Annotated in this window: 12 protein-coding genes; 5 read left to right on the top strand and 7 right to left on the bottom strand. The window is 60.9% G+C overall.

The genetic code is table 11. From position 1 onward, the window contains the following. Positions 1-45: 45 nt before the first annotated feature. The 3 genes from BDB13_RS03495 to BDB13_RS03485 form a co-directional block, all read right to left on the bottom strand. Positions 46-366: an antar domain protein gene (locus BDB13_RS03495; protein WP_094270423.1), complete on the bottom strand. Its 321-nt coding sequence runs from the start codon at positions 364-366 to the stop codon at positions 46-48. A gap of 331 nt (positions 367-697) precedes the next feature. Further along, positions 698-1531, bottom strand: a complete 834-nt coding sequence (locus tag BDB13_RS03490) for an alpha/beta hydrolase family protein (RefSeq protein WP_254922693.1) — start codon at positions 1529-1531, stop codon at positions 698-700. 127 nt (positions 1532-1658) lie between these two features. Beyond that, a complete protein-coding gene (locus tag BDB13_RS03485) occupies positions 1659-2303 on the bottom strand; it encodes a nucleoside/nucleotide kinase family protein (RefSeq protein WP_094270421.1) in 645 nt (214 codons plus the stop codon). 100 nt (positions 2304-2403) lie between these two features. Between BDB13_RS03485 and BDB13_RS03480 the strand changes: the two genes are divergently transcribed. Next, positions 2404-3948: an acetyl-CoA hydrolase/transferase family protein gene (locus BDB13_RS03480; RefSeq protein ID WP_254922692.1), complete on the top strand. Its 1545-nt coding sequence runs from the start codon at positions 2404-2406 to the stop codon at positions 3946-3948. A gap of 25 nt (positions 3949-3973) precedes the next feature. Beyond that, positions 3974-5185 (top strand): PucR family transcriptional regulator, encoded by a 1212-nt coding sequence (locus tag BDB13_RS03475; RefSeq protein WP_094270420.1) that lies wholly within the window; start codon positions 3974-3976, stop codon positions 5183-5185. Here BDB13_RS03475 and BDB13_RS03470 read toward each other — a convergent pair. Further along, the gene (locus tag BDB13_RS03470; protein ID WP_094270419.1) at positions 5178-5525 is read right to left on the bottom strand and encodes a hypothetical protein; all 348 of its coding nucleotides are present in this window, start codon (positions 5523-5525) and stop codon (positions 5178-5180) included. The genes BDB13_RS03475 and BDB13_RS03470 overlap by 8 nt on opposite strands. A 169-nt stretch (positions 5526-5694) precedes the next feature. On the opposite strand from BDB13_RS03470, the gene BDB13_RS03465 reads away from it, so the two are divergent. Beyond that, positions 5695-6747 carry a TerC family protein gene (locus tag BDB13_RS03465; RefSeq protein WP_094274646.1) on the top strand — a complete coding sequence of 351 codons (1053 nt, stop codon included), beginning with the start codon at positions 5695-5697 and terminating at the stop codon, positions 6745-6747. Between the two features lie 70 nt (positions 6748-6817). Here the strand turns inward: BDB13_RS03465 and BDB13_RS03460 are convergent, their stop codons facing one another. Continuing rightward, positions 6818-7696: a LysR family transcriptional regulator gene (locus BDB13_RS03460; protein WP_094270418.1), complete on the bottom strand. Its 879-nt coding sequence runs from the start codon at positions 7694-7696 to the stop codon at positions 6818-6820. 123 nt (positions 7697-7819) lie between these two features. Here BDB13_RS03460 and BDB13_RS03455 point away from each other — a divergent pair, with 123 nt between their 5' ends. Continuing rightward, positions 7820-9187 (top strand): NAD(P)/FAD-dependent oxidoreductase, encoded by a 1368-nt coding sequence (locus BDB13_RS03455; RefSeq protein WP_094274645.1) that lies wholly within the window; start codon positions 7820-7822, stop codon positions 9185-9187. Positions 9188-9231: 44 nt separating this feature from the next. Here BDB13_RS03455 and BDB13_RS03450 read toward each other — a convergent pair whose 3' ends face one another. Next, positions 9232-10533, bottom strand: coding sequence for a ClC family H(+)/Cl(-) exchange transporter (locus tag BDB13_RS03450; protein ID WP_094270417.1), 1302 nt, complete (start codon positions 10531-10533; stop codon positions 9232-9234). A gap of 161 nt (positions 10534-10694) precedes the next feature. On the opposite strand from BDB13_RS03450, the gene BDB13_RS03445 reads away from it, so the two are divergent. Continuing rightward, positions 10695-11837 (top strand): RNA-guided endonuclease InsQ/TnpB family protein, encoded by a 1143-nt coding sequence (locus BDB13_RS03445; protein ID WP_094270416.1) that lies wholly within the window; start codon positions 10695-10697, stop codon positions 11835-11837. Between the two features lie 95 nt (positions 11838-11932). Here BDB13_RS03445 and BDB13_RS03440 read toward each other — a convergent pair whose 3' ends face one another. Then, positions 11933-12142 carry a LysE/ArgO family amino acid transporter gene (locus tag BDB13_RS03440; RefSeq protein ID WP_254922691.1) on the bottom strand — a complete coding sequence of 70 codons (210 nt, stop codon included), beginning with the start codon at positions 12140-12142 and terminating at the stop codon, positions 11933-11935. Positions 12143-12267: the final 125 nt, after the last annotated feature.

Raw genomic sequence — 12267 nt, 5'->3', positions numbered from 1 at the left:
TACACGGAAATCGTGGACGGCCCCAGCTTTTGTTTTTCGGAAGGATCAGGCGCTGACGAGGTGGCGATGAAAGTGATCGCTGCGACGCTGGGTCTGGCTCAGGTTCCGGATCTCGCGAAGCCAGAAATGTGCAGCCAGAGTAGACGCGCTTTCGGACATCGAGTTCGACGACGAATCGTCGATGAGTGCAACCAGGGCCTTGGCCAGGTTGGAGACCTTGATGTGGTTGGTTTGTGAATGCTCGACCAGCAGCGCAGCGGCTTCGTCGGTGGTGCATCGGTACAGCGTGCAGACGATTTCGAGTGCGCGCACACGGGTTTGATCCGTGGTCTTGTGTTGGTCGGTATGAATCATGGTGTTGTGCATGGATATTCCTCTTGAACCGCGCGAGCTGAGAGCTCACGCGGTAGGTAGCGCTAGTTGATACTGGTGCAGTCGGTACGCGATTGGCGGCGGACCCGATGGATCTCAGCGGGGTCTTCGGCCTGGTCAACAATCTGCGGGACTGATGAAAATGCGTAGTGATCAGAGGTGCGGATTTACCGAACTGGATGCTTGCCCTTGGTGGTTTTAACCTGGGCGAGCGACCGGCTGCCAGACTGACGGCGACCCTCTGATAATCCCACCATACGTCATCGCTGCGATTTCAGCTAATTCTTTGCGATCGGCGTGTTTGAAATCGAGCGCTTTTACCTGCTCACTTGCTCGCGACGTGCTCGAGAATTGCTTGCTTGGAAATAGCCCAGGCGGGAGATTCGGCGTTGCCGAATTCGCCGTGCCCGACGTTCGGAAGCTCGATCAGGTCGACATTGTCGCCCGCTGCGCGGGCGGCATCGAAGTATCGCCGACTCTGCTCGATGGAGACAACTCGGTCGTTGCTTCCATGTAGTGCTGTGATGGGGATTCCGGTCGGAAGATGCTCGATCGGTGAGGCAATGCGGTATCGATCAGGAAATTCAGTTGGCATGCCGCCCAATAGATTTCGAACAAATCTGTCCTTGCCGACTGTGGCCGCGAGTTCCATGTCGAACACCCCGGCCATGACGGTTGCCGAGCGGATCGGCACCTCTAGTTTCGGTTCGGGAGTGTCGGCCCCCTGGCTTGACCTCGACGCTGCCCAAGCTGCCAGCTGCCCGCCCGCCGAGTAGCCGGCGATATGAACACGATTCAAATCCAGTCGGCCCCCGGACCTTTCCTGTACGACGGTAGCCAAGGCGTTGGTGGCCGAGACCGTGTCGGACAATGTGGTGGGCCAACCTCCGTGCCCGCCGACGCGTCGATACTCGATGTTCCACACTGCAATTCCGTACGGCGTCAACGTTCGAGCCCATGCGCCCGCGTATTCGAGGTTGCTTTTCTGTGCCCAACCGCCGCCGTGAACCAGGATTACGACGGGCAGTGAACCGCCGTCGCCGGGGGGAAGATACAGATCGCCGAATGTATCGGCGTCGGCTGCGTAGGAAATACGAACGGGGCTGACCGTTGCGTCGGTACCCGCTGCGCTGGAGACGGAAATGACGAGGGTGAACATGCAGACAACCAAGACTGCGATGTACCGAATCGAGCGGTGCGCGATGGCCGGAATCCTCTCGTCACGCAGGGGCTTTTTGGTCGATTCGGAGTCTAATAGCGCCTAATGAATTTTAGGGGGCGACGTTTTACTGGGTGGTCAGTCGCACGATCAGATCTGCGCGAGAGCGAACTGCTTCGATCGCGTTGGCGTTCGGTTGGTCCACATCGCGCACCCATCGCTCGGCTACATCGGGACTGCTTCCGAACCCACAATGTCGACGCACGAGACGGTCTGTCCGCGTCCCCGCGGGGACGTCGAGGTACCACACCTCGTCGACGGCCTTTCTCGCTACCGGCCACTGTCCTTCGGTGAGCAGGAGGTAGTTGCCTTCGGTGACGATCAGCGTGGTTTCCGGCCCGATCGGGACCGCACTGCCGATCGACTCGTCGAGAGTGCGGTCGAAGGTGGGAGCGTAGATCGCGTTATCCGGCGTTCTCAGTCGATGAAGGAGTGCTGCATATCCATCGGCGTCGAAGGTGTCCGGAGCGCCCTTGCGGTGGCGGAGGCCCAGTCTTTCCAGTTCGCGATTGGCGAGATGGAATCCGTCCATCTCGACAAGTGCGGAGCGAGGGCCGAGCATTCGGGTCAAGGTGCTCGCCACTGTGGACTTCCCGGAACCGGGCGGACCGGTGATTCCGAGGATGTAGCGACGATCGGTGTTCATCAGCGCCGCCGCGCGTAAGACAAGTGCGTCGAGCGGCAGTGTGACGGTGGGTGGTCCGGGATTCACAGGCGCTCCGTTCGAGTCGGGATGTGCATACCATGTCTCGATAATTCTGTCTTGATAATCCCGATAATTTGTCTGGGCGGGCCCTGTTTATCCTGTTGGCGTGACTTTCTCATTGGGTGAGCCCACCGTCTCCGGCCGTATTCGCAGCTCTGCATTTGCTTCGAAAGTAACGTCCGCTGCCGAGGCAGTGAAGTTCATTCACCCCGGCGATACGGTCGCGATCAGCGGTTTTGCCAGCGCCGGCACCCCCAAAGTCATCATTCCCGCCTTGGCGGAACGCATCCATCACACCCGCGGTGAGGGGGCGAACTTCACGATCAACCTCCTGACCGGCGCATCCGTGTCCACCGAGACGGAACGTCTGCTCGCAGAGGTAGACGGCATCGCCCTCCGGATGCCGTATCAGTCGGAGGCAACGGCCCGAAAGCGCATCAACGACGGCCGGATGGACTACGTCGACATACATCTCTCCCACGTGGCCCAGCAAGTATGGGAGGGGTACTACGGCAATGTCGACGTTGCCGTGGTCGAGGTAGCCGGTATCACCGAATCAGGTGAGTTGATCCCGTCCGCGTCGATCGGCAACAACAAGACGTGGCTCGACGTCGCCGACAAGGTCATTCTCGAGGTCAACTCGTGGGTGCCCGAGGCGATGGAGGGCATCCACGACGTCTACTACGGCACCGCGCTGCCGCCGAACCGCAAGCCGCTCGACATCGTCCGCGTCGAGGACCGGATCGGGCAGACCACGTTCCGCGTCGACCCGGCCAAGGTTGTCGCAGTCGTCGAAACCAACTGCCGAGACAGTGCGAGTCCGTTGACCGCGCCCGACGCGGTCAGTGAGGCTATCGCCGATCACGTTCTGGACTTCTTCGGCCATGAGGTTCGCGCGGGCCGGATGCCGGCCGACACGCTCCTGCCCTTGCAAGCTGGGATCGGCAACGTCGCCAACGCGGTGCTCGGTGGCCTCGACCGTGGATCGTACAAAGGCCTGACCTGCTACTCCGAGGTCATTCAGGATGGCATGCTGAAGCTGATCAAGGACGGAACCGTCGCCCATGCGTCGTCGACGGCCTTGGCGCTCACCGAAGCGGGCATCGAGGAACTGACCGCGAATGTCGATTTCTACCGCAACCACATCACGCTGCGTCCGCAGGAAATCAGCAACCACCCCGAGGTGGTCCGTCGGCTCGGCATCATCGCGATGAACGGCATGCTCGAAGCCGATATTTACGGAAACGTGAACTCGACACACGTCATGGGCACGCAGATCATGAATGGTATCGGCGGCTCGGGCGACTTCGCTCGCAACGGTTACGTATCCATGTTCCTGAGTCCGTCGACGGCCCGCGGTGGCGCGATCTCGGCGATAGTCCCGATGGTTCCGCACGTCGACCACACCGAGCACGACACCCAGGTGATCGTCACCGAACAGGGATTGGCCGATCTGCGCGGGCTCTCACCGCGTCGACGAGCCCGATTGATCATCGACAAGTGTGCGCACCCCGAGTTCCGGCCGATACTCAGCGATTACGTCGCTCGCGCCGACGCACAGCCCGGCGCGGGGCAGACTCCGCACATTTTGGGCGAGGCTTTCTCGTTCCATCAGCGCTACCTCGATACTGGCTCGATGCGTCTGTCCTGACGCTCCGCAGTGAGAGAATGCGGGGGTGAACGGAACCGGTGTGCCCACAGATGTACTTCGGCGGGTAGCCGTCGCAGGGGCAGACGACGCCGGTGGCCTGCCCGTCGAGCTGCTGGGCGACTTCCTCGAAGTGCTCAGTGTCGCGGTCTGTGAGGGTAAGCCGCTACAGCGTCGGGCTCTCCATCGTTTCCGCGCGCGGGGGGAAGAAGCCGCGGGCCAGGGCGTCGCACTCCGGGCCCTGCTTGATCTGTACCTGTCCTCGGCGTGGCGTCTGTGGCGTGAGTTGCCCGCTGTTATTGCCGCACAATCGGATCCGAATGCAGTAGTTGCTGCCGGTGAGGTGATGTTGCGCGCCGTGGACGACGCGGTGGCCGAACTGGCAGAGGGATACCAGCTCGCCCGACGCACACTCGTGCGTTCGCAGGTGTCTGCTCGACGCGAATTCGTGGACGACTTATTGACCGGTGGCGCGGATGTTGTCGGATTGCTTGGTCGCGCTTCAGGATTCGGTCTCCACCTCACCGGACCCCACGCTGTGGCTGTAGTAACGGCCGACCGTGATTTCACCGACGACAGTTCCTTGGTCAAGGCCGTCGAGCGCGCAGTCCTCGGCAGCAAGGGTGACTCGGATGCTCTGGTCGCCAGTAAGAGTGGCAATCTCGTGGTGGTCTTCGCCGCTCCCGATCGGGACGCTATGGACCATGTGCTGCACGGCATTCGGTCGGCTCTCGGTCCCAGAACCAGTGACGACGGACGAGTGCAGTTGCAACGACGAACGATGGACGGAGCTTGGCAGATAGCCGTCGGACGGCCGCGCACCACAGCGGCCGGGGTGGTGGCGTCGTACCGCGAAGCGCTTGACGCCCATGACCTGGCTCAGCGGCTGTCCTTGAATTCCCCGGTGATCGACGCCCGCGATCTTCTGGTCTACCGCGTTCTGGTCAATGACCGACCGGCAGTCACCGATCTGATCTCGACACTCCTCACTCCGCTGCTCGAAGCGCGGGGAGGGGCAGCGCCGATGGTGGATACCTTGCTCGCCTACTTCGCGGCCGGAAGAAACACCGCGAAGACTGCCCGTGATCTGCATCTATCGGTGCGCGCGGTGACGTATCGGCTGGACCGCATCCGCGAGCTCACCGGTCAGAACGTTAACGACCCCAACGACAGTTTTGCGCTGCACGCAGCAGTGCTCGGGGCAAAGCTGCTCGATTGGCCCGCTACGCCGCTCAGCTGATGTCCGGCAGTCCCGGAAGTGAGTAGCCCGATTCGTCATCCCAGTCGACAGGCGTGTCGTCGAGGGAGACGTCCCAGGTTGCGTCGGGCAGTGCTCGTCGCAGCTCGGTCAGGGCATTGAACCAGTAGACGAGTGAAGGGACGATCTCGGTCGGGTCGTTCGAGATCTTGGTGGATCCGTTCACCACTGTGTTCGGGATGTCCGAGGAGTACAGGTCCAGGACTTCGGCATCGAAGGGGAACTCGTCGTTGTGTACTGCGATCAGGCGGTCGATTTCGGTCCTCTCGTCAGCGGACAACGGCTGCGGGCGAACGGCTGAGTAGTACAGCGAAGTGCTCATAACTCCAGGGTAGAACGCGCGCAAATTCTCAAAAATTGTTCAAACTTGCCGGAATCCGGCAAGTTTTACGTGAAAAGTCATCGCTATTTGGACCGTGATGGATTGAAGTCGGCAAGGAACACTGGTGAAGACGGCAAAACGGCCGTTCAGAATCAGCGAAGGAGAACCCGTGACCGTTCCCATCTGGGCGTGGGCTGCGTTTGCCGCAGTCATCGTCGTCATGCTGCTCATCGACCTGCTTGCTCACCGCGGCGCGAACGTCATCGGGTTCAAGGAAGCGGCCTGGTGGAGCGCGCTCTGGGTCAGCCTGTCGCTGATCTTTGCGGTGGTAGTCACCCTGACCTTGGGGGTGGACTCGGGCGTCGACTTCACCACGGCCTGGCTACTGGAGAAGAGCCTCTCCGTTGACAACCTCTTCGTGTTCGCCCTGATCTTCGGTTACTTCAAGGTGCCGCGTGAGTACCAGCACCGGGTCTTGTTCTTCGGTGTCATCGGTGCCCTGATCTTCCGCGGCATCTTCCTCGCCGCCGGCGTTGCGATCGTCAGCAAGTTCACCGCCGTTCTCTTCGTGTTTGCCGCGATCCTGCTCTACAGCGCATACAAGCTGCTCAAGGACGATGACGAGAGCTTCGATCCCGGCACATCCGTGGCAGTTCGCTTGCTGCGCAAGATCATGCCGGTTCGTGACGAGTACGCCGGCACCAAGTTCTTCGTGAAGGAAGCCGGAAAGCGAGTCGCCACACCGTTGTTCGCGGTTGTCGTCGCTATCGAAGCTGCCGACCTCGTATTCGCAGTCGACAGCGTTCCCGCCGTTCTGGCAGTGAGTGATGATCCGTTCATCGTGTACTCCAGCAACGCATTTGCGATCCTGGGTCTGCGTGCGCTGTACTTCCTGCTCTCCGGGCTGCTCGAGAAGTTCCACTACCTCTCGAAGGGTCTCTCGATCATCCTCGCCTTCATCGGCGTCAAGCTGATCCTGCAGGCCAGCCACAAGGTGATCAGCACGTCCATCCCCGAGATTCCGTCGCTGGTCAGCCTTGCCGTAATCATCGTGGTGTTGGCAGGCTCGATCATCCTGAGCCTCAAGAAGCCGCTGCCGGCAGATCCTGATGCGGAAGTAGTCGAAACCGGTGATGTGCCGATCGACCTCGAGAAGTCAGGCACCGATTCCGAGATCGGGCTCGCTGAGGACAGCAAGGTGGATGTAAACAGCAAGACCTAGCCCCGAACGCGCGGTCCGGCCCTGTGATTGTGAAGGATTTTGTTCGCTGAGCGAGTGAAATCCTTCAGGATCAGGGCCGGATCGCGTCTTTTAGTGCGTCAATCAGATCATTGAACTCCGGCGGATGTGCGGTACCGCTGCGTGTCACACCCGATACGGGGATTCGTAAGCGTCCGTGAGACTCTCGCATGAAAATGATGCCCGCCCGAGGGGATTCGCCGGCCGTGATGGAATACAGCAACGTCCACGCGTTCGGGTTGGTGATCACGTCCAGGGTGGCGGTGTGATCACTCGGAATTGCCGGACCCAACTGCACCCGGCGGTCGATCTCCCGGAATGCGTCCTCCACAACCTGGTGAATCAACACCTGGCTTTGGCGCGGCGGCAGGAGCAGGGGATATGCGGCCAGATCGTTGAGATCGACGCTCTGCTGACCGGCCAGCGGGTGACGGCTCGACATGACGATCAGTAGATCCTCGACGCCGAGGTCGATGGGTTCCAGACCTGGGCGATCAACACTGCCGCGAATGAGCGCGATGTCCGCGTCGCCCGACGCAACCGCGTCCATCCGGTGCGCAAAACTCTTGATCACGAATTCCACGTCCAAGTCCGGATGGCGCTCGCGAACGTGGGCGATGGCGTCCAAGGTCTGACCCGCAAAACTCATGTTTCCGGTGATCCGGATACGCGCGCTCGGGTCGCGAGCCACGGAGTACGCCATGGTCTCCAGGCTGAGGACTTGCTGCGCGATGGGCACCAGACGCGACCCGGCCGGGGCCAGTCGCACGGAGCGGGTGGACCGTTCGAAGAGCGTCGCGCCGAGCTCCTTTTCCAGCCGTGCCACCTGATGGCTGATCGCAGACTGCGAGATGAAGCAGCGCTCGGCAGCCCGGCTGAAGCTGAGTTCCTCGCTCACGACGAGAAAGTACTTGAGTTGGCGAAAGTCCATAGCGATAGCTTACTTATGAGCAATCGAGATAACAGTCTTGCGAATACCGCAGCTAGCTGGACCTGACCCATGACCGTTCCATACGGTAATAGTCATACTTTCAATTTGCTTGAGGAGTTTGTTGTGGATAGAACTGCTGCGGGCCGCGCCGATATCGATGCGGCTGGACACGAGAAGACTCAGGTCGTGATCGTGGGCTCGGGATTCGGAGCCCTTGCTGCCGCGAAGACGCTCGCGAAGTCCAAGACGCCGTTCGTCCTCATCTCCGCGACCACCGAGCACCTGTTCCAGCCGCTGCTCTACCAGGTGGCGACTGGCGTTCTGTCGGCCGGCGAGGTCGCTCCTCCCATCCGCACGATCCTGCAGAAGTGCCCCAACGCCGACGTTCGCCTCGGCCGCGTCGTCGAGGTCAATGCCGAAGACAACACCATCGTCTACGAGGCTTCGGGAACGCGGCATACGCTCGGATACCGCTCACTCATCGCAGCCACCGGCGCCACGCAGGCGTACTTCGGCCGTGACGAGTTCGAGAAGGTCACATACAAGCTCAAGACCGTCGAAGATGCCGAGATCCTGCGCAAGCAGATCCTGCGTTGCTTCGAAGAAGCTCACACCACCAACGACGCTCTGATGCGCAAGAACCTGCTCAGCTTCGTCGTCGTGGGTGCCGGTGCCACTGGTGTCGAACTCGCCGGACAGATCAAGGAACTGGCGCGACGCTACTTCGCGAAGGCCATCAACAACATCAGTGCCGACGAAGTCACCGTCACCATGGTCGAAGGCGCCGGCGTCGCGTTGCCGGCCTTCGGAGGCAAGCTCAGTGAGTACACCCAGAACTCGCTCGAGAAGTCGGGTGTCGAGGTAGTTCTCAACACAATGGTCACCGCCATCGACGAGCACGGTGTCACCGTCTCCTCGGCAAAGACCAAGGAAGAGAAGCGCATCGACGCCGAGACCGTCATCTGGTCCGCCGGCGTTCGGGCCAACGATTTTGCCGCAGTACTCGGCGAGGCAACCGGTTGCGAGTCCGACCGCGCCGGTCGACTCCTCATCAACCCTGACCTCACGGTCGGCGGTTTCGCCAACGTCTACGCCATCGGCGACATGACCTCGCTCAACGGCCTTCCGGGGCAGTCGCCCGTCGCGATGCAGGGTGGCCGTCACGCAGCCAAGATCGTCAACGGAAAGCGGAAGGCCGGAACGCCTTTCAAGTACCGCGACAAGGGCAGCATGTCGATCATCAGCCGCTTCAGCGCTGTTGTTCGTGTCGGCAAGATCGAACTCAAGGGCACCATCGCCTGGTTCATGTGGTTGGCAGTGCACGTGATGTACCTGGTGGGCTTCCGCAACCGGTACGTGGCAGTCATGTCATGGTTCGGATCCTTCCTCGGACACCGGCGCCCGCACTTCCATTACACACAGGAGCCGATGAAGATCGCGGCCGTGCAACCAGTGGTCGAACGCGAACCTGAATTGGCCCGCTCCGCATAAAGATCGAGACAAAAGTGACCGCCCCCGACATTCTCCGGGGGCGGTCACTTTTGTGTGGCCAGCATCCGTTCTCGCAAGCTGTCGTAGATCGGGGCTGAACCTGTCAACGTCGCGACGAGGACTGCAGCAGCAGTTGCCGCGAGCATCGGCACAAGCGCCGACGTTACTGTCGTCATCTCCATCACGATCACGATGCCCGTGAATGGTGCTCGCACCACAGCGCCGAAGAATGCGGCCATGCCGACGAGTGGCAGTGCAATGGCGAGTCCGCCACCTACTCCGGGAATGAAGCTCGACAGCCCGGCGAAGAGTGATCCCCACAGAGCTCCGACGGCGAGCAGAGGAGCAAACAGGCCACCGGGAGTTCCGGCGGCGTAGGACAACGGGCCGGTGAAAAACCGAACAACCAAGTACAGCAGCAGGATCGGCAGCACAAATGTGCGTCCTCCGACAATCAACTGCGAAAGTGGGTCGCCACCTCCACCGGCCAGCGGGTCGATGAAGAGTGTGATACCGATGACGGCACCGATTGCAGCTCCGACAACGGTCGGGGGGATACGTCGCAGGCGTGCAACGGCATTGAGCATTCCCAGGATCATGCGATTGTAAGCAATCCCGAGCAGGCCGGTGAGGAGTCCGAAGACGACGAACAGTGGCAAGAGTGCGAGCTGGGGAGTTGGGACGGCGTTGACGGCAAAATCAGGCCGATCACCGATGACAAGCCGTGAACATCCCACTGCCACCGCTACTCCGAACATGGTGGGGAGGACTGTGCGGAGTTTGAAGGAGTGTGTCACTTCCTCGCACACGAACAGGGCACCGCCGATCGGGGCGTTGAAGGCAACGGCGAGTCCGGCCCCGGACATCGACGTCTGCAACAGGCGCACATCGGCTTCGGGGAGACGGGACCGTCGACCGGTCTCGGCTCCGATTGCCGCACCCATGTGCACGGTAGGGCCCTCACGGCCGAGTACCAATCCTGAACCGATTGCCAACAGCCCGCCGACGAATCTGGCCGGGACCAGAATCAGTCCCGGTGGTTTCGCTTCACCTCGCGCAACAGCCTCGACATGCTGAATGCCGCTTCCCGCTGCGAGTGGCACCCGACGCACTATCAGGATGGCAAGCACTGTGCACAACGCCACCAACGCGACGGGGACCAGCCACCCGACGTACGGAATCTGATGCGACCAGTCCAGGATCGTCTGGCGAAGGTCGTCGGCTCTGCGCAAACACCACCGAAATGCTCCACCGATAAATCCGACGAAGACACCCGCAACGACTGCGAGCAGACAAAGTAACAGCAATCCGCGGTTCGGCTCGTCCTCGACTTTGTTCTCGGTCATCGCTATCAGTCCTGCCCGATGGTCACAACTGCCTCGGGCCTACGTTACGCATCGCACTCACAATTCGGTGAGCAAACTGATCAATGATCCTTCGGTGCAAACCTGGTCCTTCAGGGCCGGGATAGCCGAACCTGTCGGTGGCCGCCGCTAGTCTCTCGGTTATGGCTACGGGGGTGGTGAAGCGGGCATACAAGTACCGCTTCTATCCGAGCGACGAACAGGCTGAGCAGCTTGCCCGCACGTTCGGGTGCACCCGTTACGTCTACAACCGGGCGCTCGCGGAGCGATCGCAGGCGTGGCAGCAGGAGAAACGCCGCGTCAGCTACGGTGACACCTCGAAGATGCTGACCGGCTGGAAACGTGAGCCGGACACGACGTGGTTGGCGGAACCGTCGAAAGGCCCACTGCAGGAAGCCTTGCGACAGTTGCAGGGCGCGTTCGACAAGTTCTGGCGTAAGCAGACCCGGTATCCGAAGTTTAAGAAGAAGGGTGTTTCGAAGGATTCGGCGACGTATTTTTCGAACTGCTTCACCTACCGGTGCGGTGTCATTCGGTTGGCGAAACAGGCGGAGCCGTTGGACATCCGGTGGTCGCGTCCGTTGCCGGACGGCGTGGTGCCTTCTCAGGTGACGGTGTCCCGTAATTCTCGTGGTCAGTACCATATTTCGATTCTGGTCGAGACCGAGATCGCCGCACTGCCGTCGACGGAACAGACGGTGGGCGTCGATGCGGGGATCACGAGCCTGTTCACGCTGTCGTCGGGGGAGAAGATCGACAACCCGCGTCATGCGGCGAAGGATCGTGTCCGGTTGGCGAGAGCGCAGCGGGCGCTGGCGAAGAAGGAGAAAGGTTCCGCGAACCGGGCGAAGGCCCGGTTGAAGGTCGCGAAAATCTATGGGCGCGTTGCTGATCGGCGACGCGATCATCTGCACACACTCTCCACTCGGCTGGTGCGCGAAAACCAAGTGATCGCCGTCGAGACGTTGGCTGTGCAGAACATGCTGAAGAACCGTAGTTTGTCTCGGGCGATTTCGGATGCGGCGTGGTCGGAGTTCCGGTCGATGCTCGAGTACAAAGCGGGTTGGTACGGGCGGCGGGTGGTGGCGATCGACAGGTTTTATCCGTCGTCGAAGACCTGCTCGGTGTGTGGGGTTGTGGTGGAGTCGTTGCCGTTGGACGTTCGGGTGTGGACGTGCCGGTGCGGAGCGCATCACGATCGGGATAGCAATGCTGCGATCAACATTTTGGCCGTCGGACTGGCGGTTTCAGCCTGTGGAGATGGTGTGAGTCCTCTGCTCGCGTAAGCGTGTAGAGGCAACTGTCTGTGAAACAGGAACCCTGGGACGCGAGTTTCAGGGGCAACTGCGGGGTGTGAGTCCTGTAGGGAATCTCGGTCGGTTCACGGCCGAGAGGAAGTCAATCCCAGAACTGTCATCATCACGGCAATAAGCGCGTCCAGGATTCGCCAGGCATTGGGTTTGGCAAAGAGTGGAGTCAACAGGCGCGCTCCGTACCCGAGGCCGCTGAACCATACGACGCTCGCGGTGATTGCCCCGGTAGCAAACCGACAACGTCCGATCTCGCCGCGGCCGTTGGCAATTGAACCCATCAGGGGCTGTTGCTGCTCGCGCGAACGAGCTACTTCATCAGGTGCTCCCCCTGAGTTTGTGCTCGGAGCACAAAGAAATCGGGCAAGTTGAGCCCCGTGGACCGTTTCTTTGGTCCCGTAGCGCC

This window comes from Rhodococcus sp. OK302, from assembly GCF_002245895.1.
Classification (GTDB): domain Bacteria; phylum Actinomycetota; class Actinomycetes; order Mycobacteriales; family Mycobacteriaceae; genus Rhodococcus_F.
The sequence above is the reverse complement of the archived record's forward strand: the minus strand, read 5'-3'. Positions and strand labels throughout refer to the sequence as shown.